We start from the raw sequence: 22,564 nt of genomic DNA, 5'->3' as shown, positions 1-22,564 counted from the left end.
GATGACTGGGGGCAAAAATGGCCGAGACAAAGAAACTGCTGCGGGCTCTGGCGGGTGAGGTTCAGGACGTGCCGCCGATCTGGATGATGCGCCAGGCGGGTCGGTATTTGCCCGAATATCGCGCCACCCGCGCGCAGGCCGGTGATTTCCTGTCCTTGTGCTATAACCCTGAGCTGGCCGCCGAAGTCACATTGCAACCGATCCGGCGATATGGGTTTGATGCCGCGATCCTGTTTGCTGATATCCTGTTGGTACCGCAGGCGCTGGGCGCGGATCTGTGGTTTGTGACCGGTGAAGGCCCGCGCCTGTCGACGATCACGCAGCAATCCGAGTTTGACGTGTTGAAGCCGGTTGACGCGATTCATGAAACACTGACACCGGTTTATGAAACGGTGCGCATTCTGTCACAGGAATTACCGTCGGAAACCACTTTGATCGGGTTTGCTGGCGCGCCGTGGACGGTGGCCACCTACATGATCGCGGGGCGCGGCACGCCAGATCAGGGTCCCGCGCACGCGTTGCGGGAAGGGAACACCGCGCTGTTTGAGGCTTTGTTGGATCGCATCACCGCCGCAACGATCGAGTACCTGTCCGCGCAAATCGAAGCCGGGGCCGAGGTGGTCAAGATCTTTGACAGTTGGGCGGGGTCATTGAAAGGCGAGGCGTTCCAGAAATACGCGGTCGAACCGTGCCGGGTGATTACTCAGGCCATTAAGAAACGCCATCCAGGCATTCCGGTCATTGGATTCCCGCGTGAGGCGGGCGATGGGTATATCGGGTTTGCCAAAGCAACCGGTGTGGACTGTGTTGCGCTGGACAATTCGGTGTCGCCGGAATGGGCGGCCGAGCATGTGCAAGCTGATGGCTGTGTGCAGGGCAATCTGGCCTCGTCTCATATGGTGACGGGCGGGCAGGCGCTGGTGGACGAGACGCGACGCATTGTCGAGGCGTTCTCGAAAGGGCCACACATCTTCAACCTGGGGCATGGCATCACACCGGATGCGGATCCTGAGAACGTGCAGCTGATGATCGACACGGTGCGTGGGCGGTAAACCGGCGAAAGGGGGCCAGCCCCCTTCTTGGCCTGCGGCCAATTCATCCCCCGAGGTATTTTTGGCCAGATGAAGAGCGGATCAGCGTGGCTCTTTGAGCTGCTCGAGAATTTCCTTTGTGTGCTCACCGCGTGCGGGGCTGGGGCTGGGGTTCCATTGGTGATTAGAAAATCGCGGCGCGGCTGCGGATTGCAGGGTACCGTCGACGTCTTGCCAGCTGTTGCGGTGAGTGTTCATAGGGTGGTCCAGCGCCTCTTGCGGGCTGAGCACAGGGGCGACGCAGGCATCCGTGCCACGGAATAAGGCTTCCCAATGGTCGCGGGGTTGACTGGCGAAAATATCGGCAAGGCTTTGGGTCAGATCAGGCCAGAGTGTGCGATCATATTGGTTCTGGAAAGCGGTATCTTGAGCGAGACCCAGGATCTGCAAGAACTGGGCGTAAAACTTGGGTTCAAGGCATTGGACGGTGATGAAGCCACCATCGGCGCAGGTGTAAGTTCGGCTCCAGTGTGGGCCGTCCAGCAGGCTTTCGCCGCGCGTGTCGGACAGATTGCCTGTTTGGCGCATGGTCATCAGAAGGTTCATCATATGGGCTGAACCGTCGTAGATTGCGGCATCGACAACTGTGCCTTCACCAGTGCGTTGCGCATGGATCAGACCGGCCAGAATACCTGCGACCAGATACATGGAACCACCGCCAATATCGCCCACCAGAGTTGCAGGTGTCTGCGGGGGTTGGCCGGGTTGAGAGGCATACCAAAGCGCGCCGGACAGGGCGATATAGTTGAGATCATGCCCGGCAGTGTCAGACAGCGGGCCATCCTGACCCCAGCCGGTCATACGACCATAGACCAGTTTTGGGTTGCGGGTCAGGCAAGCGTCGGGGCCAAGGCCCAGTTTTTCCATCACGCCGGGGCGGAAGCCTTCGATCAAGGCATCTGCGGTGGCGATCAGACACAGGGCGGTTTCCAGGTCATCAGGGTCTTTCAGGTCAAGCGCGATGGACCGCTTGCCGCGATCCAGAAGTGAGCGTTCTGGCATTCCGGGTGTGACGGCACCGCTTTTGCGATGAATGGTTATCACATCAGCGCCCAAATCGGCCAATTGCATGGCGGCAAACGGGCCGGGACCCAGCCCCTCAATTTCGACGACACGAATTCCTTTTAGCATCTGCACCCTCCGTTTCGGGCAGAGTTTGCGAGCCGGCTGCGGATTGCAAGGCGGATGTTTGATGGCGCAGATCGTCGCCTGTAAGGCAGATGTGTATCAAACGATGTTGAATTGACCTGTTATACCCAGGTTTGGCGCGATAGGGTCCACGCCAGAACGGGGAACGGATATGACGACAATTTTGTCCATCAGAGATCTGCGCAAGTCTTACGCCGATGGGTTTGAGGCGCTGAAAGGTGTGTCTTTGGACATTGAAGAGGGTGAGATTCTTGCCCTGCTGGGACCAAACGGTGCCGGAAAGACAACCTTGATCTCGACCATCTGCGGGATCACCACCCCGAGTTCCGGTGAGGTCACGGTGGGAGGGCATGATATTCAGGCCGATTACCGCGCTGCGCGCAGGATGATCGGTCTTGTGCCGCAGGAAATTGCGCTGGAACCGTTTGAGAAGGTCTGGAACACGGTGCGCCTGTCGCGGGGACTGTTCGGGCTTGGCAAAAACAATGCGCGGATCGAAGAGATTCTGCGGAAACTATCCCTCTGGGACAAACGCGACAACGCGATCAAGGAGTTGTCTGGCGGCATGAAACGCCGGGTGCTTATCGCCAAAGCATTGGCTCATGAGCCCCGCGTTCTGTTTCTGGATGAACCCACTGCCGGTGTGGATGTCGAGCTGCGAAAAGACATGTGGGAAATCGTGGCCGAGCTTAAACAGGACGGGGTCACCATCATTCTGACCACCCACTACATCGAAGAGGCCGAAGCCATCGCAGATCGTGTGGGGGTTATCGACAAGGGTGAGCTGCTGTTGGTGCAGGACAAGGACGCGCTGATGGCGCAGATGGGTAAAAAGCAAATCGAGGTCATGCTGACAGAGCCAATCGCGCAGATTCCTGACAGTCTTGCGCTGCATAATTTGACGCTGAATGGCGCGGGGGATGTCTTGATTTACACCTATGACACCCACGCGGATCGGACGGGTATCACAACTTTGCTGAATGACGTTTCACAAGCCGGGTTGATCCTGCGGGACGTGCAGACACGGCAATCGAGTCTGGAAGAGATATTCGTCAACCTTGTATCCGGAGAAATGGCATGAACTGGACTGCAATTGCCGCCATCTACCGGTTCGAAATGACCCGGTTCTTCCGCACCCTCGCGCAAAGCTTTTTCTCGCCGGTTCTGTCCACGTCTTTGTACTTCGTGGTCTTTGGCACGGCTATCGGCAGTCGCATTCAAGAGGTTGAAGGCGTCTCATATGGTGCGTTTATCGTGCCGGGGCTGATCATGCTGTCGGTGGTGATGCTGTCGATTTCGAACGCGTCTTTCGGGATATATTTCCCGAAGTTTCTGGGCACCATCTACGAGCTTCTGTCCGCGCCGGTCAATTTCATCGAGATCGTGATCGGATATGTAGGTGCCGCAGCCACCAAAGCGCTGTTTGTGGGTTTGGTGATATTGGCAACCGCTACCTTTTTTGTGGATATTCGGATTGAACATCCCTTTGCCATGGCTGCGTTCCTGATCCTGTCCTGTCTCAGTTTTTCTTTATTGGGCTTCATCATTGGAATCTGGGCCAGCAATTTCGAACAGATGTCGTTGGTGCCTCAGCTTGTTGTGACGCCCCTGATATTTCTGGGGGGTACGTTTTATTCGATCTCGATGCTGCCACCGCTGTGGCAGACCATCACATTGTTCAATCCGGTCGTTTATCTGATTTCGGGGTTCCGTTGGTCTTTTTACGGGCTGGCCGATGTGCCGATTGTCTTTAGTCTGCTGGCCATTCTGGCTTTTACAGGTGTTTGTCTGGCGGTCATTGGCTGGATTTTCAAAACCGGTTGGCGCATACGCAGCTGACTGTCCTTGGGCGTTGCATTTTTGCCCACCGAGTGTGGGAATTTGGTTCACGTCGCGTTTAAGGCCGGATGAGTCCCTTGTTTACGGGTTGGGGGCACTCTACATCGGCACCCATGAAACTCAGCCTGCCGTTTGTCAAAAAGCACCCCTGCGTGGCCGTTGTCCGCCTGTCCGGCGCCATTGGAATGGCGGGGCGTGGGGCGTTGAACGATACAACCCTGGCCCCGGTTCTGGAAAAAGCGTTTCGCAAGGGAAAACCCGCCGCCGTGGCGATTGAGCTCAATTCTCCGGGCGGGTCCCCTGTGCAAAGTTCACTGATCGGTGCCCGGATCCGGCGTTTGTCGGAAGAGCTGGACGTGCCCGTGATTGCCTTTGTCGAGGATGTTGCTGCCTCGGGCGGGTACTGGCTGGCCGCCGCCGCGGACGAGATCTGGGCAGATGACAGTTCGGTTCTGGGCTCGATCGGAGTGATCTCGGCCGGGTTTGGCGCGCATGTCTTTCTGGCACGGCAAGGGTTCGAGCGGCGCGTGCACACGGCAGGCCAGTCGAAATCCATGCTGGATCCGTTTGCGCCGGAAAAGAAAGAGGATGTGGCCCGCCTGCAAGGTTTGTTGGGGGACATCCATGAAAACTTCATTGACCATGTCAAAGCGCGCCGCGGTGACAAGCTGGATAGCAGTGCTGATCTGTTCACCGGTGAGGTTTGGCTGGCGCGCCGCGCGCAGGAATTGGGCCTGATTGATGGCATTGCCCACCTCAAACCCAAGATGCAGGAACGCTTTGGCGACAAAGTCAAGTTCCGCCGTTACGGTGTACGTAAACCGATCTGGACGCGCTTTGGGGCCAGCTTGGCACAGGATGCCATCGCCGGATTAGAGGAGCGTGCAGCCTATGCGCGTTTCGGTTTGTAACGTGATCATCAAGGCCGTCACCCTTTTCCTGATTGCCATGGGCGTATTGGCAATGTTCGGTAAGCTTCGCTTTCCCGGGCAAAAGAAATTGAGTTCGGTGAAATGTCCGCGCTGCGGCCGGTATCGTATCGGCAAAGGCCCCTGCGCCTGCGAAAAGGGAGGCCGGACTTGATTACCACATGGCTGTTGTCCGGTCTGGGCCTGTTGATTCTGTTGCTGGCAGGCGACGCCCTTGTGCGTGGTGCCGTAAACCTGAGCCTGCGCCTTGGCGTTCCGGCGCTGATCGTCAGCCTGACGATTGTGGCCTTTGGTACATCCGCGCCTGAGCTTTTGATTGCAATCAGCGCTTTGGAAGAGGACGCGCCTGGCATCGCGCTGGGTAACGTGGTCGGATCAAACACGGCGAATATCCTGCTGGTTCTGGGCTTGCCCGCGCTGTTGGCGACGTTACACACCAGTGAGTGCAACAGCCGCAGGAACTATGTCTTCATGCTGATGGCGACGGTTCTGTTTATTGGCTTGGCGTTTTTGGGAACGTTCACATTCTTCAGCGGCCTGATCTTGTTGGCAGCGTTGGGTCTTGTTCTTATGAACGCCTTTCGCGAGGCAAAAGCCCATCGCAAAGCCTGCGGTGAGGCCTGTGTGGATGAAGAGCTTGAGGGGCTGGAAGAAGCAGATCCTGACATGCCGTATTGGAAGGTATCTGTTTTCTTGATCCTAGGGCTGATTGGTCTGCCGATGGGCGCGCATCTGTTGGTGGATAATGCAACGGTCATCGCACGTAACTATGGTGTCAGCGAAACGGTCATTGGTTTGACGTTGATTGCAGTTGGAACGTCTTTGCCTGAATTGGCGACAACAGTTATGGCCGCGTTGCGCAGACAGGCCGACGTGGCACTGGGTAACGTGATCGGTTCGAACATGTTCAACCTTTTGGCCATCATCGGGATCGCAACCTGGTTTGGTCGTATCCCGGTTGATCCCGAGTTCCTGCAATTCGACCTTTGGGTCATGCTGGGCGCATCGCTGCTGCTGATCCCGTTTGTGTTCTTCAAACAAGATATCTCACGCATCTGGGGGTTGGTGTTGACTTTCCTTTATGTGCTTTATGTCACCGTATTGCTGGTGTGATCTGACAAAACGAGGTGAAGCATGACCCGAGCTTTAGTGACCGGTGCCGGTATTCGTCTGGGCCGGGCCATGGCGCTGTATCTGGCGGGTCGTGGTTACGATGTGGCGGTGCATTACGCCACATCAGAACAACCGGCGCAGGAAACTGTAGAAAAAGTGCAGGCCCTTGGGCGGCACGCGGTGGCATTGCAGGCCGATCTGCTGGACGAAGTTCAGGTTCAGGCGTTGTTGCCCAAAGCGGCTGAGGCGCTGGGTGGACCGATCACTTGTCTGGTGAACAACGCCTCGATCTTTGAATACGACAATATCCATACTGCAACCCGCCAAAGCTGGGACCGCCATCTCGACAGCAATCTACGCGCGCCATTCGTACTGACGCAGGCTATGTCTGAACAGGGACTGGCCGCTGGCATGGACGAAAACAACGAGCCTCTGGCCGCAGGCTTGATCGTCAACATGGTCGATATGCGGGTCCGAAAGCTGACGCCCGAATTCATGTCCTACACCATCGCGAAAATGGGGTTGTGGGCCCTGACCCGAACGGCTGCTCAGGCCCTGTCACCTGACATTCGAGTCAACGCGATTGGTCCGGGTCCAACTGTTCAGGGGCATCGTCAAAGCGAACAGCATTTTCAGGCACAGCGATCGAACACGGTGCTTGAGCGGGGTTCCAACCCGTCGGACATAACCGCTGCGCTGGGGTATTTTTTGGATGCACATGCAGTCACAGGGCAATTGCTCTGCGTTGATGGGGGCCAGCATCTGGGATGGAAAACGCCTGACGTGCTGGGCGTAGAATAAGCAATTTTGCTGCAAGTTTTGCACCGCTCTCAATCCTGTTACCTGCGCGTTACAAAAATGTCTTTTTTTTCATACACTTGCTAAGTGATGGAAAAAATATCTTTTATTTACATATGCTTGCAATATTGCCCATTTTTTGTGCAAATCAAGGAAGGGGCAATGAAACAAGGGGATTTCCGATCCAGCAGAAACTTATCTTCACACTTATCCACAGAAGTCGTGGATTTGTTTCCTCTTGATTTGAGAGGCCTGAGATTGCAGCCAGTCCAAGAGAATCATATCAAAAGCCCATGACCACCCACAGCGACTCCTCTCAGACCGGTTACGCCTGTATTCAGCGTTATGTGAAAACGCTGGACAGTTCGCCCGGTGTATATCGGATGCTGGATGCGGATAGTCGGGTTCTCTATGTGGGCAAGGCACGCAACCTGAAGGCGCGGGTGTCGAATTACACACGCCCCGGGCATTCCGGCCGGATCGAAAAGATGATCGCTTCGACCGCCTCGATGATGTTTCTGACCACTCGGACCGAGACCGAGGCGCTGCTGCTGGAGCAGAACCTGATCAAGCAGCTCAAGCCGAAGTACAACGTGCTTCTGCGCGACGATAAAAGCTTCCCCAATATTCTGGTCTCAAAAAGCCACGCCTTTCCGCAGATCAAAAAGCATCGCGGGGCGAAGAAAGAGAAAGGTGCCTATTTCGGCCCGTTCGCCAGTGCCGGTGCGGTGAATCGGACACTGAACCAATTGCAAAAGGCGTTCCTGCTGCGCAACTGCTCGGATTCCATGTTTGACAGTCGAACGCGGCCTTGTCTGCTCTATCAGATCAAACGCTGTTCAGGGCCATGTGTCGGTTTGATCTCGGAAGAGGCATACCGCGAAAGCGTCAAGGACGCTGAACGTTTCCTGTCTGGCCGGTCCACCAAAGTGCAGGAGGATCTGGCCGAGCAGATGATGGCTGCGTCCGAGGCGATGGAGTTCGAACGCGCCGCCGGTCTACGGGATCGCATCCGGGCGCTGACGCAAGTACAGACGTCCCAAGGCATCAACCCACGCGGCGTGGCCGAGGCAGATGTGATCGGCCTGTACATGGATAGCGGTCAGGCTTGTGTGCAGGTGTTCTTCATCCGTGCCAACCAGAACTGGGGCAACAAGGATTTCTATCCGCGGGTCGGCCCCGATGTTTCGCCCGCTGAGGTGATGGAGGCGTTCCTTGGCCAGTTCTACGACAACAAGGAACCGCCCCGGCAATTGATCCTGTCGGACGGCATTGAAAACGCCGATCTGATGCAGGAGGCCCTGACCGAGAAAGCAGGCCGCAAGGTGGAAATCCTGGTGCCGCAACGCGGTGAGAAGCAGGAACTGGTGGCAGGAGCCCTGCGAAATGCGCGCGAGTCATTGGCTCGCCGCATGTCAGAAAGCGCGACGCAGGCCAAACTGCTGCGCGGGGTGGCCGAAGCGTTTGATCTGGATGCGCCGCCTGAACGGATCGAGGTTTACGACAACTCGCACATTCAAGGCACCAACGCCGTAGGCGGCATGATCGTGGCAGGGCCCGAAGGCTTCATGAAGAACGCCTATCGCAAGTTCAACATTCGAGGCGATGACCTGACACCTGGCGATGATTTCGGCATGATGAAAGAGGTGCTGAACCGTCGCTTCACCCGGTTGCAAAAGGAAGATCCGGATCGGGATAAAGGGCTCTGGCCAGACCTGCTGCTGATTGATGGCGGTGCAGGGCAGGTGAGCGCCGTGCACGAAATCATGCAGGCCCATGGGGTTGAAGACATTCCCATGGTTGGCGTTGCCAAAGGGGTCGACCGCGATCACGGCAAGGAAGAATTCCATCGGACCGGTCAGCGCCCCTTTGCCCTGAAGCGCAACGACCCGGTGCTGTATTTCATTCAACGTTTAAGGGACGAGGCGCATCGGTTCGCCATCGGTACCCATCGCGCGAAACGGGCAAAGGCCGTCGGGGCCACGCCGTTGGACGAAATTCCCGGTGTAGGGGCCGCGCGCAAACGTGCCTTGTTGACGCATTTCGGTAGCGCCAAGGCGGTCAGCAGGGCCAATCTTGCCGATCTGAAAGCGGTCGAGGGGATCTCGGCCGGGCTGGCGCAGAAGGTTTACGATTTCTTCCACGACAAGGGCTAGGCGCGTCGTCCACGCCACAGGATGTACAGCCCCGAAGCCACAATGAGCGCGCTGCCGATCCACATGGTCGGATCGAGGCTTTCACCGAACATGACCACGCCCAAGCCGATGCCGAACAAAAGGCGGGTATAGCGGAACGGGGTCACAGCGGACACTTCGCCCGTGCGCATTGCCTTCATCAGCGAGGAATAGGCCAGAACGCCCATCAGCACCGCGCCGGTCAGATGCAGGCCGGTATGCAGATCAAGCGAAACCATCGGCACGCCTTCCCAAAACCGATAGGCGAGCCCAGCAACGATGATGCTGAGAAATCCGTAGAACCCCAAGACCTCGGTTCCCAATGTGGCAGGTGCTGCGCGGCTGGCCAGATCGCGCCCGGCAAATCCCAGCATCCCCAGCACGGCCAATATCGACAGCAGTGAAAAGCTGTCGCCGGTGGGTTGCAGGATCACGACAACCCCGATCATACCGACGAAAATGGCGCTCCACCGCCGCCAGCCGACGGATTCCCCGAAGAACATCGCAGCACCCGCAACCACGACCAGTGGCGTGGCTTGCAGGATCACCGTGGCCGAAGACAAAGGGGTCAACGCGATCGCCAGAACATAGAACAACCGACCAAAGACCTCGAACAGCACCCGAACTTTCATCGGGCGGGACAAGACATCGGGATGCAGCAAGTTTTGCCCCCGGGCCAATGCCACCGCCGCAAAGATCACCGAGCCGCCCGCGCCAAACAGCACCAGCACCTGCCAGATCGGAAATACGGCCGAGGCTGCTTTCAGCAAAGCGTCCTCAAGCGCGAAGCCCGCCATCGCGGCGATCATCCAAAGGCTGCCGATCATGTTCGACCGGGCGTCGGTTTGAATATGCGCTGTCATCTGTTTCTTTCTGATTGGACTTGCGCGGCAATCTGACCGCAAAGCAGGAAAAGGCCAAGAGGTACAACTCTGAGACGTCAGGCCTGCGGCGCTTTGACCAAGCGTTTCGGTGTGGCGCAGTTTTTTAGCCTGTTTGGCTTTTCTGTCTTGCGGCGTCGATATAGGGTCCAAGCCATGAAGTGGAACTTGCCCAATATTCTGACCGTCCTGCGCCTGTTGGCGGCACCCGGTCTGGCCGTCATGTTTTTGTACTTTACCCGGCCATACGCGGATTGGTTCGCTTTGATCCTGTTCCTGTCGGCAGCGATTACGGATTGGTTCGATGGGTATCTGGCCCGCGCCTGGAAGCAGGAAACCAAAATCGGTGCGATGCTGGACCCGATTGCAGATAAGGCGATGGTTGTGATCGCACTTATGATCCTTGTCGGCTACTCGACCGAACACTGGACCCCGTGGCTGGTGCTGCCTGCCACAGTGATCCTGTTCCGCGAGGTTTTTGTCTCGGGTCTGCGTGAATATCTGGGTGATGTGGCTGGGACGCTAAAGGTTACGAAACTGGCCAAGTGGAAGACCACTGCGCAGATGATCGCCATTGCGGTTCTGTTTTCGCAAGGCATCTTTGAACACTATGCCGTTATGGCGAGCTTCGGAATGGATGCTGATCTGGTCGAGCAGATCATTGCGGGTCAGGTTGAAGATGTAAACCACCTGCGCTGGAATGTCGAAGGCATGTATTGGGCTGGTCAGATTGGGCTGTGGCTGCTGTGGATTGCTGCAACGCTGACATTGATCACCGGTTATGACTACTTACGTAAAGCCATGCCGCATCTGAAGGAGAGCTAAGCGATGGATGTGCTGTACTTTGCATGGGTGCGCGAACGCATCGGTTTGCCAAAGGAAAAAGTCGAAACCAGTGCTGCCACGGTCAGCGATCTGGTGGCCGAGTTAAGCGCAAGGGAAGAACGTTACGCAGCGGCTTTCGCCGATTTGTCAGCCCTGCGCGTGGCATTGGATCAAGAGCTTTCAGATTTTGACGCCTCGCTGACCGGTGTGCGTGAGGTTGCGTTTTTCCCGCCGATGACAGGTGGTTAAGTGATGAGAATCGCTGTTCAGGAAGAAGCTTTCGATCTGGGCGCTGAGGTCAACGCCTTTGCCGCCGGGGATGATGCCAACGGTGCCATCGTTACCTTCACCGGCGTCGTACGCGATCTTGCAAGCGGTGATCTGGATGTCATGGAGATCGAACATTATCCGGGCATGACCGAACGTGCCCTGACAAAGATTGCCCAGGAAGCCAAGGATCGCTGGTCACTGGGGGATGTATTGGTGATCCACCGCCATGGCCGCTTGGCCCCGGGCGACCGGATTATGATGGTCGCAACCGCAGCGCCGCATCGCAAAGATGCATTCGAGGCGGCTGAATACTTGATGGATTACCTGAAATCCCGCGCCCCGTTCTGGAAGAAAGAAATCACTGGGGTCGGTGCGGAATGGGTTGCCGCCAAGGACGAAGACGAAGACGCACTAACCCGGTGGTGAGATGGGCCCGCCACCGCAACAATGCGGTGGTCGTTTTTGACCCTGATCAGGTTCAATTTTCCTCTAGACGTCAGCAACAGAGCTCACGCTAAATCCGATCAACCGGATCAAGAGGACAACCCCATGCAAAACGATTTGAGAAACAAGGGTCTTGCGACGCGCGCTATTCATGCGGGCGAAGAACCGGACCCGACCAATGGTGCATCTGCACCGGCTTTGCATATGTCCTCGACTTTTGTCACCGGTCAGGTTGCCGGGTTCTCGGCCCATGATCTCGAGGAAGAGGCCCCTTACCTTTATGGGCGCTGGGCCAACCCCAACGTGCGAACGCTTGAAACCAAGATCAGCGCCTTGGAAGGCACCGAGGATTGTATTTGTCTGGCGTCAGGCATGGCGGCTGCAACTGCGATTTTCCTGACGTTCCTGTCTGCCGGAGATCACGTGATCGTCTCTGACGTGTCTTATGCGGGCGTGGCCGAGCTGGCGCGGGACACGTTGCCGCGCTTGGGGATCGAAGTCAGCACGGTCAACATGTCTGATCTGGCGGCGGTGTCAGCGGCGATCAGGCCGAACACACGGCTGATACATACGGAAACACCGGTAAACCCAATCGGGCGACTGACCGATCTGGCTGCGGTCTCAGCCATTGCGCAAAATGCCGAGGCGTTATTGTCTTGCGATGCCACCTTTGCCTCTCCGCTGGGTCAACCCAGCAAAGATTTGGGCGTCGATCTGATCATGCACTCCGTCACCAAGTTCATAGGCGGTCATGGTGATGCCATTGGCGGAGCGGTAGCGGGCCGCAAAGAGTTGATCGAGAAGATTCGCAACGAGTCGGCCATTCATCACGGCAGCATCATGTCACCGTTCAACGCGTGGATGATCGCCCGGGGTATGGCCACTTTGCCGCTTCGGATGAAGGCGCATCAGGCGGGGGCCATGGCGTTGACCAATTGGCTTGAAACACGTGGGGCCGTCACCAAAGTCGTGTATCCGGGCCTGAAATCACACCCACAATACGAACTGGCACAGCGGCAGATGCGGAATTCGTCCGGCATGATCACCTTTCAGGTGGGCGACAATGCCACCGGAGAAGCACTGGCCCAGCAGATGATCGACAAACTGAAGATCGTCCATTACGCCGTGTCACTTGGCCATCATCGCAGCCTGATTTTCTGGATGGGAACGGAGGCTTTGATGCAGACCTCATTCCGTCTGGAAGGGGCGCAACTGGAAAGCTATCGGGACTATGCAGGGGACGGCGTGTTCCGGCTGTCGGTTGGTCTTGAAGATCCCGAAGACCTGATCGCGGATCTTGAGCAGGTTTTGTGACCCGATCAGGTCGTGGGCGCGTCAGTCGGCGTTGTTGATCCGCCCGCGCAATTCTTCGGCCTCTTGCCGCGCGGCGCGCAGACCGTCCATGGCGGCGGCCAGCTCAGCCTCGGTCTGGGTCAACTGATTGGTCAGCTCGGCTTCACGCTGCTGCAGATAGGTGATGGCCTGGTCGCGGGTTTCTTCGGCCTCGTGCAGCTCCTGACTCATCCGGTCCAGATCGGCCACGTCGCTTTGGCGTACGCGGGACAGGCGGTGAGCCAGCCAGTTGGCAAACCAGCCCATGCAGAATGCGGCAAACAGAATGATGGCCGTGGCGATGATGAATTCTATTCTGTTCAACTTACTGGTCCTCTGCATCCGCATCTGATGCGGTCGTGTCGGTCTGGTCTGCTTCTGACGTGTCAGTCTCAGTCTCAAGCGCTTCGAGACCTGTTTCATTGGCCTCAACAGGCTCGGGGCGGATCAGGCGGAATTCAATACGACGGTTTTCTTCCCGACCTTCTTCAGTGTCGTTGTCCGCAATGGGTTGCGTTTCGCCATATCCGACGGCCGTGTAGCTGCTGGTGGGAATGCGACGCCCGCGCAACTCGTTCAGGATCGACTGCGCGCGTGCTTGACTGAGCTGCTGGTTCATCTCTTCGCGCCCCTGACTGTCTGTGTGACCCTGAATCTCCAGTCGAATGGGGCCGCAGTCCCGCAGGATGTCTGCGATCTGGTTCACGGTATCGCGCGAATCCGACGCAATCGTGGTCGATCCGGGTTCGAAGGCGATTTTGCTGGCAGCCTGGACTTCAGCGATCTGTTGTTCACAGACTTCCGGATCGGGCAGGGCGTCTTCGGGTTCCGGCGGAGGCTGATAGGTGATCATCAGAGTGAATTCCTGACCTTCGCCCAACTTATCCGACAGCTGACCGGCAATACGGGCCTTTGCGTCTTCTTCGTGGCTGAGGCCGGTCAACTCTACGGTATCAGGCGTCACGGTCACGGCCCCGTTGTGCAGCTGCGCCAATGCTTCCAACCCGGCCAGAACACGGACAGGCCAGTCTGAGGGCAGATCGGTCACGATGCGGGTGGCCGTGTAAACTTGATCAGAGCCAAATGCGGCCCGGGCATAGCTGTCGACCATGTCACGCAGGGTTTCATCGCCCAGACGACCGCGCAGCTGCACCAGGCCTTCGGGGCTGCGGGTGGCCGAGAACTCAACCGGGCCGGACGAATCCGTGTCTTCGGGCTCTGGCAACACGGCGTGTAGTGCAAAGACGGGGGGCAGGGCGGTTTCAAGCTCACCCACCACCCGGTCAAAGAGGGCAGGGTCCGTTCCTTGGGCTGCGACCAGTGTAATGTCGGCATCTGAAAGTGTGACAGTGCCATTGCCGATTTTTGACAGGGCCTGAATGCTCAGTTCAGCGGCTTCGGGCCAACGCGGTGAGGGTTCCCCCAGACCGATGGTGCAAGAATAAGTGCCTTGCAAGCTGGCATCGCGTGCGGCGGCTACGATGCGGTCGCGCGCCTTTTCGTCCTGCGCGGAACAGGCGTCAAACTGCCCGCCCTCATCATTGATCAGGTAGCGCAGCGTAAAGGGCGTAATTACAGGGCGCGGGGCCGAGATTGCCAGACCGATGCGCAAGCTTGGCGGCGCGGTGCGCGTCAGATCCTGTTCAAGTCGCTGTTTTTCTTCTTGGCTATCAGCAATCGCGGTGATCTTGACCAAGCCAGAGCTGGCGGAAACTTTTGCACGAGGCAAGCGCGCCAATGCTTCGATGGCGTAAGATATTGCGGCGTCCCAGCCGTCGGGCTTGGGGTAATCTGCCGTTTCCATCAAGTCCGATACTGCAACGCTCCGATCCAGGTTGCGCAGCCGGTCAATCAGCTCTTCCCTGTCCTCGCTGGCGGGGATCAGACCGATGATCGAGATGCCGCTGTCATTGCGCAGAATCTCTGCTGAAAAGCGGGGTGGGGCCAGCGCCGAGGTGGCCTCGACCTCCATTTCGTCGATCACACGGGATGTTTCGACCTCGGTTCCAGCAGCGGTCAGCGCGTTGAATCGGGTGGCTTCATCCGGCGCGGTGCCTGTCAGAACCACACGAAGCCCGTCGGATTCGACCTCGGCCCAGTCATGTCCTTTAAGGTCCAATGATCGACGCACAGCGAATTCGGATGTCTCTTCGATCTTCGTAACAGCGTAGCTGGCGGCCACGAGGGACAATCCGGCCGAAACCAGAAAAATCAGCAAAACAGCGATAAAATACGGCAGACGCATGCTTGTGTTCGACACTCCTCAGGCGATTGGGCCGATCTTTACAGTCCCCATTCGGCAGGTGCAATCAGAGCAGCAAAGCGACGCAAAGGAAGATCAGCGGAATCAAGCCGGTGTCGCGGTTGACCCGGAACAATTGCAGCAGCTTGGCATTGTCTTCCAGATCCAGACCGCGCAACTGCCACGCCATGTGCCAACCCATGGCCCAAGGTCCGCTAAGTGCAACAACAAGCGCCAGAATCGAAGCATCCGGCACGCCCGCATCGATGATGGCCAGCCCCATCAGCGATACCGTTGCCACCAGAAAGTACTTCAGCCACTTCGCCGTATCTTTGCCGAACAAGCGCGCCGTGGACTTGATGCCTACCAACTCGTCATCTTCGGCGTCCTGATGGGCGTAGATCGTATCGTAGAACAGGGTCCATGCGATGCCCGCCAGGTAAAGCGTGATGGCAGGCCAGCCCACAGAGCCGCTATGCGCGGCCCAAGCCAATAGCGCGCCCCAGTTGAAGGCCAGTCCAAGGAACACCTGCGGCCACCAAGTGAACCGCTTCGCGTAAGGGTAGATTGTCACCGGCAGCAGGGACAGAACGCCCATGGCAATCGCGGCCTGATTGAAGCTGAGCAGGATGCCAAGCGCCAGCAGGCATTGCAGGATCATCCACACCGCAGCCTGCCGGACGCTGACCTGTCCCGAAGGTATCGGGCGTGAACGTGTGCGCTCAACCTGCCCGTCGAAGTCCCGATCCGTGATGTCGTTCCAGGTGCATCCGGCCCCTCGCATCAGAAACGCGCCCAGCGCGCAGCCAATGGCAATCCACAGATCTTCCCAACGGGGCTGGCCATCATGCAGAATGGCCAACGCTAATCCCCACCAGCATGGAATCAGCAACAGCCACGTTCCAATGGGCCGGTCCGCGCGGCTGAGGCGCAGATAAGGGCGGGCAAAGGCCGGTGCATAAGTGTCGACCCAATTGCCGGTTACGGCATCGGCGACTTGACCGTCTGGTGTTGGGGCATTGCCTTGCATATGTAAGGTCTCATGAGTGCGAAGATCAGACTGTATGTAGAGCAGCCCTTGGGTCAGGGGCAATCGGTTCCTTTGACGCGCGACCAGGCGCATTATCTGTTTGGCGTGATGCGCCTGTCGGTTGGCGGGTTTGTGGCCCTGTTCAACAGCCGGGATGGCGAATGGTTGGCCAAAGTGACAGAAGCGGGCAAGCGGGGTGGAGTATTGACCTGCCTTGAACAGACCAAACCTTTGCAATTACCGCCCGATCTGTGGTTCCTGTTTGCGCCGATCAAAAAGGCTCGCACCGATTTCATCGTCGAAAAAGCGGCCGAAATGGGCGCGGCCCGCATCCTGCCTGTGCAGACCGAATTCACCAATTCCGAACGCATCCGTCAGGACCGCTTGCAGGCCCATGCGGTCGAGGCTGCAGAACAGTGTGGCGGCACATTCGTGCCCGAAGTCACCGACCTGCAGCGGCTGGATCGTGTACTGGATACATGGCCCGAAGACCGTCAGTTGATGTTCTGCAACGAGGCCGAGGTCGGCTCGGCCCTGCGATTGGCCGCTAATGAAAAAGGACGGCCTTGGGCGATTCTGATCGGCCCGGAAGGTGGCTTTTCCGACAAAGAACGCGCGCGACTGACGGCATTACCGTATGCGCATGTGGTCAGTCTGGGCCCGCGTATCCTGCGGGCGGATACGGCAGCCGTTGCAGCGCTAACCATGTGGCAACAGGCGCTGGGGGATTGGGCGTGATTCGAGAGGCGGTTTCGTCGGATGCTCCTGCGCTCGAGGCGTTCCTGGCAAACTACCCGGACAGCTCAATGTTTCTGCGTAGCAATCTGGCGGTACACGGAGTGGGATTGAACGCATATGACCATTCCAGTCGCTACTTCATTTGGGGTAAGGATCGAATTCAGGGCGTCTTTGGGTTGAGCAAAAAGGGCTACCTAATGGTTCAATTGCCAGATCGTGCGACTGAAGCGGCAGAGAGTTTTGCTCGGATGATCGAAGGCGAAACGGTTCTTGGTATGACCGGTGATGCGCTTCAGGTCGAGTTAACTTTAAAAGCTCTGGATATGGCGCAGGCCAAGTACCGTTTGCACCATGATGAACCGTTGTACCGACGAGATCTGAAGGACTTGCCCGAAGCACTGATCCCGTGTCGCGGCATGCAAGGTTCGGATCGGACTTGGCTGCGATCTTGGTTCGCGGATAACATTGAAGATACAGGGCAGGCCGTTGGTAAAGAGGCACGCGAACTTGCTGCTGAGCGTGTCGATGCGGAACTGACCGCAGATAGGGCGATTGTTCTATTGGAAGATGCGTCTCCTGTTGCAATGGCGGCCGTGAATGCCAAGATTCACGACCAGATACAGGTGGGAGGCGTTTTCGTGCCGCGCGAAAACAGGAATCGTGGTCTGGGTCGCCGGGTCACGACCGCATTGATGCAAAAAGCAAAATCCGAAGGTGCGACGTCGGCTATCCTGTTCGCGAACAATTCGCCTGCAGCTCGTGCTTATGAGGCGATTGGGTTCCGGCAAGTCGGTTGGTACCGTGTAGCGCTTCTGCAGAAACCGCAAAAGGTAGTGCCATGAGTTTCATCCGACCCGAGGCAAAACTGGCGCTGTGGCGCTGGCGCGAAGTGGTGGTTGCGGTTTTTGTCCTGATCCTCGGCCTCAGCTGGGTCAGCGGGCCGGGTGGGTTGTTGGCATGGTTGGGCTGGTTCCTGATCTTGGTGTCTGTGGCATTGGCGGTCATTGGCATACAGCGCGCCCGGTTCAGAACCGGCGCAGGCGGGCAGGGCGTGGTGACCGTGGATGAAGGTCAGATCACCTATCTGGGTCCTTTGGACGGCGGCATCGTGGCGACGCGCGAAATTGAACGGCTTGCGCTCGACCCGACCTCAAGCCCGGCGCATTGGGTTTTGGATCAGTCGGGACAGCCGGCGCTTCACATTCCTGTGAATGCAGAAGGGGCAGAGGCTTTGTTTGATGTGTTCTCTAGCCTGCCTGGGTTGAAAACCGAACAGATGCTGTCGGAACTCAACGGTAAATCACGACATCCCGTCGTCATCTGGGAACGCACCCCATCGCGCCCGGCACATTTGCGGTTGCATTGACACTGGCGTCATTTACGACCACGACTGACCTTCAAGACAGACACATCAGGATCGGAGCACGGTTCATGTCCATCCCTCAGTCCGGCGGCGGTCCGATCGAACGCCATGAGCAACTGGCCGAATATCTGGAATCAGGCTGTAAACCCAAAGAAGACTGGCGCATCGGCACCGAGCACGAAAAGTTCGGCTATTGCAAAGACACGCTGAAGCCGCTGCCGTTTGAAGGCAAACGCTCGATTGTGGCCGTTCTGGAAGGTCTGCGGGATCGCCATGGCTGGGGCGAAGTGCGCGAAGGCGACAAGCTTATCGGTCTTGAAAAAGACGGTGCAAATGTCAGCCTGGAACCCGGTGGCGCGCTGGAGCTTTCCGGTGCCCCGCTTGAGACGATCCACGAGACCTGCGATGAGGTAAACACCCACCTGCGTGAGGTGAAGGACATCGCGGACGAGATCGGCGTAGGTTTCATTGGTCTGGGCGCGGCCCCGATATGGACTCACGAGGAAATGCCCTTGATGCCGAAAGGGCGTTATCGGTTGATGAACGACTATATGGAAAAGGTCGGCACTATGGGCCGCGCCATGATGCGGCGCACTTGCACGGTTCAGGTCAATATCGACTTCGGGTCCGAGGCCGACATGGTGCAGAAACTGCGCGTTGCACTTGCGCTGCAACCGGTGGCGACCGCCTTGTTTGCCAATTCGCCCTTTTTTGAAGGCAAGCCCAACGGTCAGAAAAGCTGGCGCAGCCATATCTGGCGGCATCTGGATGATGCACGCACCGGGATGCTGCCCTTTGTATTCGAAGACGGCTTCGGGTTCGAACGTTACGTGCAATACGCGCTCGATGTGCCGATGTATTTTGTTTATCGCGACGGCCAGTATATCAACGCGCTGGGCATGTCGTTCCGCGACTTCCTCAAAGGGGAATTGCCTGCGCTGCCCGGTGAGACACCGACCCTCAGCGATTGGGCCGATCATCTGACCACGGCCTTCCCCGAAGCACGGATCAAGAAATATATGGAGATGCGTGGGGCCGATGGTGGCCCGTGGCGTCGACTGTGTGCGCTGCCCGCCTTCTGGGTTGGTTTGACTTACGATCAGGGCGCGCTGGATGCGGCGTGGGATCTGGTCAAGGGCTGGGACGCGGAAACACGCGAAGAGCTTCGCGTGCAAGCTGCGGTCAATGGCCTTCAGGCGCAGGTCGGTGACATCAACATGCATGATCTGGCGCGTGAGGTTGTTGCGATCTCTGAGGCCGGGTTGAAGGCCCGCGCACGCCCCGGTGCAGGGGGGCTGGTCCCGGATGAGACGCATTTCCTGAATGCGCTCAAGGAAAGCATCGACACCGGCAAGGTTCCGGCAGATGAGTTGCTGGATCACTACAATGGCGACTGGAATGGCGACCTGACCCGGATTTTCCCGGAATACAGCTATTGATCCGCACCGTCCCGCTTGCATTCGCGGGGCGGGGCCGATAGCAGGTTCTCGACCAAATTCAGAGGGCCGTGATGGACGATCTTAAGGCAAAATATCTGGGCCAAATCGCCGAAGCAGGCGACGAAAACGCGCTAGAGGCGATCCGCGTCGCTGCCGTGGGCAAAAAAGGCGAGGTTGCGCTGAAGATGCGCGAGCTGGGCAAGATGACGCCCGAGGAACGTCAGGTCGCAGGTCCCGCGCTGAACGCCCTGAAGGATGAGATCAACTCGGCTCTGTCTGCCAAAAAGGCCGCGCTGGCCGATGCCGCGCTGGATGAACGTCTGCGCACCGAATGGCTGGACGTCACCCTGCCGACCCGCGCGCGCCGTCAGGGCTCGATCCACCCGATCAGCCAGGCGACCGAGGAACTGACCGCGATCTTTGCCGAACTGGGCTTCTCGGTGGCCGAAGGGCCGCGGATTGAAACCGACTGGTACAATTTCGACGCACTGAACATTCCCGGCCACCACCCCGCGCGGGCCGAGATGGACACGTTCTATATGCACCGCGCCGAGGGCGACAATCGCCCGCCGCATGTGCTGCGGACGCACACGTCCCCTGTGCAGATCCGGTCGATGGAGAAACAGGGCGCACCGATCCGCGTGATCTGTCCGGGCGGTGTCTATCGCGCCGACTATGACCAAACCCACACGCCGATGTTCCATCAGGTCGAGGGACTGGCCATCGACAAAGACATCTCGATGGCGAACCTGAAATGGGTTCTGGAAGAGTTCGTGAAGGCGTTCTTCGAGGTTGACGACGTCGAGCTGCGCTTCCGCGCCTCGCACTTCCCGTTCACCGAGCCGTCGGCCGAGGTCGATATCCGCTGTTCCTGGGACAACGGTCAGCTGAAGATCGGCGAGGGCGATGACTGGATGGAGATCCTCGGCTCCGGCATGGTTCACCCCAAGGTGATCGCCGCCGGTGGGATTGATCCTGAGGTGTATCAAGGCTTTGCGTTTGGCATTGGGATCGACCGTCTGGCGATGCTGAAATACGGTATTCCGGACCTGCGGGCGTTCTTTGATTCTGACCTGCGCTGGTTGCGCCACTATGGGTTTGCGGCGTTGGATATGCCGAATCTGCATGGTGGTTTGTCTCGGTGACAATCACTTCAAGTGGAATTTTCGAAGGAATTTCCGCATTGAGCCAAGTGGTTATTGCGGTTTCGGTCGCTGCAGGTGTTTGGGTTGCCTATCGCCAACTCCATTCTTGGAAGGGTGAAAAGTTATCCTCCAAGCGGGCAGAGCTTGGTGAGGAATTGATTTCGCACGCGTCCGAATTGATCGGCAAGTTTCAGACTATTCGAAGCCCGTTGGGTTTTGGAGCGCCCGAAGGCGAAGAAGATGACGGGGCTTATGACTTTCGCCGCAGACTCAAAGAGCTGGCTGAACTTGACGACGATTTCGCGGAGTTGAGGCGACTTGGAGTTCGCCAAAAAGCGCTAATTGGAGATCAAGAAGTCAGAGATGCTATCGACGTTATCTTTGATGCGCGTGTAAAGTTGATTGTGGCTCTCAGAGCAAAGATCAGGGAAGCCAAGCGCGATAGCACTCGCTTTGGCAGAGAGCTTTCTGAAAAAGATCTTCAACGAATAGAGACATACGAAGACGTTATTTGGGACGGTTATGATCGGACATCTGGGTCAATAACCGAGAGGTTGTCTGGGGCATTGAATGCAATTGAAACTAAGCTCCTGCCCTTCATCCGACATTTTGGTTCCAGCTGAGTCGCATTAGCCAAACAACACGGTTGGCTTGTAGCAAGCGCGGAGCAAAGGCCGATAGGCCGCCGCGCTATCGGTCGTTCATTGCGGCGCCATTGGTTCAAGCCCAATGGACGACACCGCCCGTACGGGCTGGCGATTTGTCTCCGCCAGCGCAACGCTCGAACAGCGCGCGGATTTGACCCCCATAAACTGCCCAGCACCAATCAAGGATCGCCATCCCGCGGTCTGGCGACACCACGGCTTGTTACAGGTTCCCACGGGGTTGTGACGTGACTTGGCGCTCTGGTTGGCTAGGGTCAGGCGCATGATCTATCGACTGCTTTGCCTTCTGTTGCTGACCGCCTCACCGGCCTTTGCCATGGGGCCGTGGAACACCGACTGCCACGGCGATACCGCCTGTGAGGTCGGCGACCGCTCGTATCATGTGTTGGAGCCTGAGGGCTGGGACGGCGAAACGCCTCTGCCCGTGTTGCTGCATTTCCACGGCTGGGCGCGGCAGGGAACCGTTGTCGTGAACCATGAGCGCATTGCCGGGGCGACCAAGCTGCGGGGCGTGTTACTAGTGGCCCCGAACGGGCTGGGCAAAAGCTGGGATTTCTGGACCTCGGGCACCGACGATGTGCCTTTTGCCGACCGGGTGCTGGAAGATGTGGCCAAGCGCTATCCGATTGACCCTGACCGCATCTATGTCTCGGGCTATTCCTTTGGTGGCGCGATGGCGTGGCGTTATGTGTGCCAGTCGGGCAATGACGTTGCCGCCTTACTGGCCGTTGCGGGCAGCATTCGCCAGACCGAAAACTGTCCCGAAGGCCCGCGCGAGGCGCGCCATGTGCATGGCCTCAGCGATACGGTGATGGATTTTCCCTATGGCGCGAATGGCGACACGACCTATCCGGTGGCCCTGTGGCGGGAAAAGTACAACTGTAACGGAGCGACCCCGCGCGGCGATTGGAGCGTGGTGCCGATCCTGACGCTCAGCCGGGTGGAATGGACAGATTGCGCGCAGGGGCAGGTGGTGCTGGACACCCATCCGGGCGGGCATTTCATCCCGCATGGCTGGATCGGGCGACAATTGGACGAGCTTTTGGGCCGCACCCCCACCTATCCGTGACGCACAGCGCTTGCACCTTGGTCCATTC

Annotated in this window: 24 protein-coding genes; 19 read left to right on the top strand and 5 right to left on the bottom strand. The window is 57.9% G+C overall.

All coding sequences use genetic code 11. The features are described 5' to 3' along the window. Window positions 1-17 precede the first annotated feature (17 nt). Window positions 18-1,052: a uroporphyrinogen decarboxylase gene (hemE, locus tag ACR3EH_RS08760; protein WP_171183795.1), complete on the top strand. Its 1,035-nt coding sequence runs from the start codon at window positions 18-20 to the stop codon at window positions 1,050-1,052. A gap of 81 nt (window positions 1,053-1,133) precedes the next feature. Here hemE and ACR3EH_RS08755 read toward each other — a convergent pair whose 3' ends face one another. After that, a complete protein-coding gene (locus tag ACR3EH_RS08755) occupies window positions 1,134-2,222 on the bottom strand; it encodes a CaiB/BaiF CoA transferase family protein (RefSeq protein WP_171183796.1) in 1,089 nt (362 codons plus the stop codon). A 169-nt stretch (window positions 2,223-2,391) separates the two neighbouring features. On the opposite strand from ACR3EH_RS08755, the gene ACR3EH_RS08750 reads away from it, so the two are divergent. The 7 genes from ACR3EH_RS08750 (at window position 2,392) to uvrC (ending at window position 9,075) form a co-directional block, all read left to right on the top strand. Continuing rightward, on the top strand, window positions 2,392-3,321 hold the full coding sequence (locus tag ACR3EH_RS08750) for an ABC transporter ATP-binding protein (protein ID WP_171093867.1): 930 nt from the start codon (window positions 2,392-2,394) through the stop codon (window positions 3,319-3,321). Continuing rightward, a complete protein-coding gene (locus ACR3EH_RS08745; protein ID WP_171183797.1) occupies window positions 3,318-4,079 on the top strand; it encodes an ABC transporter permease in 762 nt (253 codons plus the stop codon). The genes ACR3EH_RS08750 and ACR3EH_RS08745 overlap by 4 nt, the downstream gene beginning before the upstream one ends. A gap of 113 nt (window positions 4,080-4,192) precedes the next feature. After that, window positions 4,193-4,990 (top strand): S49 family peptidase, encoded by a 798-nt coding sequence (locus ACR3EH_RS08740; protein ID WP_171093863.1) that lies wholly within the window; start codon window positions 4,193-4,195, stop codon window positions 4,988-4,990. Further along, window positions 4,971-5,162: a hypothetical protein gene (locus ACR3EH_RS08735; protein WP_253746499.1), complete on the top strand. Its 192-nt coding sequence runs from the start codon at window positions 4,971-4,973 to the stop codon at window positions 5,160-5,162. The genes ACR3EH_RS08740 and ACR3EH_RS08735 overlap by 20 nt, the downstream gene beginning before the upstream one ends. After that, window positions 5,162-6,121: a calcium/sodium antiporter gene (locus ACR3EH_RS08730; RefSeq protein WP_171184234.1), complete on the top strand. Its 960-nt coding sequence runs from the start codon at window positions 5,162-5,164 to the stop codon at window positions 6,119-6,121. Before ACR3EH_RS08735 ends, ACR3EH_RS08730 begins: the two co-directional genes overlap by 1 nt. 21 nt (window positions 6,122-6,142) lie before the next feature. Continuing rightward, the gene (locus ACR3EH_RS08725; RefSeq protein ID WP_171183798.1) at window positions 6,143-6,922 is read left to right on the top strand and encodes an SDR family oxidoreductase; all 780 of its coding nucleotides are present in this window, start codon (window positions 6,143-6,145) and stop codon (window positions 6,920-6,922) included. 290 nt (window positions 6,923-7,212) lie between these two features. Continuing rightward, window positions 7,213-9,075 carry an excinuclease ABC subunit UvrC gene (uvrC, locus tag ACR3EH_RS08720; protein WP_171183799.1) on the top strand — a complete coding sequence of 621 codons (1,863 nt, stop codon included), beginning with the start codon at window positions 7,213-7,215 and terminating at the stop codon, window positions 9,073-9,075. Here uvrC and ACR3EH_RS08715 read toward each other — a convergent pair. Next, window positions 9,072-9,956: a DMT family transporter gene (locus ACR3EH_RS08715; protein ID WP_171183802.1), complete on the bottom strand. Its 885-nt coding sequence runs from the start codon at window positions 9,954-9,956 to the stop codon at window positions 9,072-9,074. The two genes, uvrC and ACR3EH_RS08715, sit on opposite strands and share 4 nt — an antisense overlap. 174 nt (window positions 9,957-10,130) lie before the next feature. Between ACR3EH_RS08715 and pgsA the strand changes: the two genes are divergently transcribed. The 4 genes from pgsA to ACR3EH_RS08695 all read left to right on the top strand — a co-directional run bounded on the left by pgsA (window position 10,131) and on the right by ACR3EH_RS08695 (window position 12,827). Continuing rightward, window positions 10,131-10,799: a CDP-diacylglycerol--glycerol-3-phosphate 3-phosphatidyltransferase gene (gene pgsA, locus ACR3EH_RS08710; protein ID WP_171183804.1), complete on the top strand. Its 669-nt coding sequence runs from the start codon at window positions 10,131-10,133 to the stop codon at window positions 10,797-10,799. 3 nt (window positions 10,800-10,802) lie between these two features. Next, window positions 10,803-11,048: a molybdopterin converting factor subunit 1 gene (gene moaD / locus ACR3EH_RS08705; RefSeq protein ID WP_171093853.1), complete on the top strand. Its 246-nt coding sequence runs from the start codon at window positions 10,803-10,805 to the stop codon at window positions 11,046-11,048. A gap of 3 nt (window positions 11,049-11,051) precedes the next feature. Then, complete coding sequence (locus ACR3EH_RS08700) at window positions 11,052-11,495, top strand: molybdenum cofactor biosynthesis protein MoaE (RefSeq protein WP_171675882.1); 444 nt, start codon at window positions 11,052-11,054, stop codon at window positions 11,493-11,495. A 123-nt stretch (window positions 11,496-11,618) separates the two neighbouring features. Next, window positions 11,619-12,827 carry a trans-sulfuration enzyme family protein gene (locus ACR3EH_RS08695; RefSeq protein ID WP_171183806.1) on the top strand — a complete coding sequence of 403 codons (1,209 nt, stop codon included), beginning with the start codon at window positions 11,619-11,621 and terminating at the stop codon, window positions 12,825-12,827. A 21-nt stretch (window positions 12,828-12,848) separates the two neighbouring features. On the opposite strand, the gene ACR3EH_RS08690 is transcribed toward ACR3EH_RS08695, so the two are convergent. The 3 genes from ACR3EH_RS08690 to ubiA all read right to left on the bottom strand — a co-directional run bounded on the left by ACR3EH_RS08690 (window position 12,849) and on the right by ubiA (window position 16,117). Continuing rightward, window positions 12,849-13,169, bottom strand: coding sequence for a hypothetical protein (locus ACR3EH_RS08690; protein WP_170446384.1), 321 nt, complete (start codon window positions 13,167-13,169; stop codon window positions 12,849-12,851). Between the two features lies 1 nt (window position 13,170). Then, window positions 13,171-15,090 carry an OmpA family protein gene (locus ACR3EH_RS08685; RefSeq protein WP_171183808.1) on the bottom strand — a complete coding sequence of 640 codons (1,920 nt, stop codon included), beginning with the start codon at window positions 15,088-15,090 and terminating at the stop codon, window positions 13,171-13,173. Between the two features lie 64 nt (window positions 15,091-15,154). Next, a complete protein-coding gene (gene ubiA, locus ACR3EH_RS08680) occupies window positions 15,155-16,117 on the bottom strand; it encodes a 4-hydroxybenzoate octaprenyltransferase (protein ID WP_171183810.1) in 963 nt (320 codons plus the stop codon). Window positions 16,118-16,129: 12 nt separating this feature from the next. Here ubiA and ACR3EH_RS08675 point away from each other — a divergent pair, with 12 nt between their 5' ends. From ACR3EH_RS08675 to ACR3EH_RS08645, 7 genes are all read left to right on the top strand, one after another. Further along, complete coding sequence (locus tag ACR3EH_RS08675; RefSeq protein ID WP_171183813.1) at window positions 16,130-16,855, top strand: 16S rRNA (uracil(1498)-N(3))-methyltransferase; 726 nt, start codon at window positions 16,130-16,132, stop codon at window positions 16,853-16,855. A 68-nt stretch (window positions 16,856-16,923) separates the two neighbouring features. Further along, window positions 16,924-17,697 (top strand): GNAT family N-acetyltransferase, encoded by a 774-nt coding sequence (locus tag ACR3EH_RS08670; protein ID WP_171675884.1) that lies wholly within the window; start codon window positions 16,924-16,926, stop codon window positions 17,695-17,697. After that, the gene (locus ACR3EH_RS08665; protein WP_171183817.1) at window positions 17,694-18,221 is read left to right on the top strand and encodes a hypothetical protein; all 528 of its coding nucleotides are present in this window, start codon (window positions 17,694-17,696) and stop codon (window positions 18,219-18,221) included. The genes ACR3EH_RS08670 and ACR3EH_RS08665 overlap by 4 nt, the downstream gene beginning before the upstream one ends. A 65-nt stretch (window positions 18,222-18,286) precedes the next feature. Further along, window positions 18,287-19,657 carry a glutamate--cysteine ligase gene (locus tag ACR3EH_RS08660; protein ID WP_171183819.1) on the top strand — a complete coding sequence of 457 codons (1,371 nt, stop codon included), beginning with the start codon at window positions 18,287-18,289 and terminating at the stop codon, window positions 19,655-19,657. A 71-nt stretch (window positions 19,658-19,728) separates the two neighbouring features. Further along, window positions 19,729-20,802: a phenylalanine--tRNA ligase subunit alpha gene (gene pheS, locus ACR3EH_RS08655; protein ID WP_171179000.1), complete on the top strand. Its 1,074-nt coding sequence runs from the start codon at window positions 19,729-19,731 to the stop codon at window positions 20,800-20,802. A gap of 38 nt (window positions 20,803-20,840) precedes the next feature. After that, a complete protein-coding gene (locus ACR3EH_RS08650) occupies window positions 20,841-21,425 on the top strand; it encodes a hypothetical protein (RefSeq protein ID WP_171183822.1) in 585 nt (194 codons plus the stop codon). A 304-nt stretch (window positions 21,426-21,729) separates the two neighbouring features. Continuing rightward, window positions 21,730-22,536, top strand: a complete 807-nt coding sequence (locus ACR3EH_RS08645) for a CE1 family esterase (RefSeq protein WP_171183824.1) — start codon at window positions 21,730-21,732, stop codon at window positions 22,534-22,536. Window positions 22,537-22,564 lie beyond the last annotated feature (28 nt).

The organism is Ruegeria sp. BG7 (assembly GCF_056535685.1).
The sequence above is the reverse complement of the archived record's forward strand: the minus strand, read 5'-3'. Positions and strand labels throughout refer to the sequence as shown.

Excerpts from the sequence above, each read along its gene's own strand:
- ACR3EH_RS08660 (WP_171183819.1), top strand. The coding sequence starts at position 18,287 with ATGTCCATCCCTCAGTCCGGCGGCGGTCCGATCGAACGCCATGAGCAA.
- ACR3EH_RS08700 (WP_171675882.1), top strand. The coding sequence starts at position 11,052 with ATGAGAATCGCTGTTCAGGAAGAAGCTTTCGATCTGGGCGCTGAGGTC.
- ACR3EH_RS08725 (WP_171183798.1), top strand. The coding sequence starts at position 6,143 with ATGACCCGAGCTTTAGTGACCGGTGCCGGTATTCGTCTGGGCCGGGCC.
- ACR3EH_RS08670 (WP_171675884.1), top strand. The coding sequence starts at position 16,924 with ATGTTTCTGCGTAGCAATCTGGCGGTACACGGAGTGGGATTGAACGCA.
- hemE (WP_171183795.1), top strand. The coding sequence starts at position 18 with ATGGCCGAGACAAAGAAACTGCTGCGGGCTCTGGCGGGTGAGGTTCAG.
- ubiA (WP_171183810.1), bottom strand. The coding sequence starts at position 16,117 with ATGCAAGGCAATGCCCCAACACCAGACGGTCAAGTCGCCGATGCCGTA.
- ACR3EH_RS08675 (WP_171183813.1), top strand. The coding sequence starts at position 16,130 with ATGAGTGCGAAGATCAGACTGTATGTAGAGCAGCCCTTGGGTCAGGGG.
- ACR3EH_RS08685 (WP_171183808.1), bottom strand. The coding sequence starts at position 15,090 with ATGCGTCTGCCGTATTTTATCGCTGTTTTGCTGATTTTTCTGGTTTCG.
- ACR3EH_RS08755 (WP_171183796.1), bottom strand. The coding sequence starts at position 2,222 with ATGCTAAAAGGAATTCGTGTCGTCGAAATTGAGGGGCTGGGTCCCGGC.
- ACR3EH_RS08665 (WP_171183817.1), top strand. The coding sequence starts at position 17,694 with ATGAGTTTCATCCGACCCGAGGCAAAACTGGCGCTGTGGCGCTGGCGC.
- pgsA (WP_171183804.1), top strand. The coding sequence starts at position 10,131 with ATGAAGTGGAACTTGCCCAATATTCTGACCGTCCTGCGCCTGTTGGCG.
- ACR3EH_RS08735 (WP_253746499.1), top strand. The coding sequence starts at position 4,971 with ATGCGCGTTTCGGTTTGTAACGTGATCATCAAGGCCGTCACCCTTTTC.
- ACR3EH_RS08695 (WP_171183806.1), top strand. The coding sequence starts at position 11,619 with ATGCAAAACGATTTGAGAAACAAGGGTCTTGCGACGCGCGCTATTCAT.
- ACR3EH_RS08645 (WP_171183824.1), top strand. The coding sequence starts at position 21,730 with ATGATCTATCGACTGCTTTGCCTTCTGTTGCTGACCGCCTCACCGGCC.
- ACR3EH_RS08745 (WP_171183797.1), top strand. The coding sequence starts at position 3,318 with ATGAACTGGACTGCAATTGCCGCCATCTACCGGTTCGAAATGACCCGG.
- pheS (WP_171179000.1), top strand. The coding sequence starts at position 19,729 with ATGGACGATCTTAAGGCAAAATATCTGGGCCAAATCGCCGAAGCAGGC.
- moaD (WP_171093853.1), top strand. The coding sequence starts at position 10,803 with ATGGATGTGCTGTACTTTGCATGGGTGCGCGAACGCATCGGTTTGCCA.
- ACR3EH_RS08750 (WP_171093867.1), top strand. The coding sequence starts at position 2,392 with ATGACGACAATTTTGTCCATCAGAGATCTGCGCAAGTCTTACGCCGAT.
- ACR3EH_RS08715 (WP_171183802.1), bottom strand. The coding sequence starts at position 9,956 with ATGACAGCGCATATTCAAACCGACGCCCGGTCGAACATGATCGGCAGC.
- uvrC (WP_171183799.1), top strand. The coding sequence starts at position 7,213 with ATGACCACCCACAGCGACTCCTCTCAGACCGGTTACGCCTGTATTCAG.
- ACR3EH_RS08740 (WP_171093863.1), top strand. The coding sequence starts at position 4,193 with ATGAAACTCAGCCTGCCGTTTGTCAAAAAGCACCCCTGCGTGGCCGTT.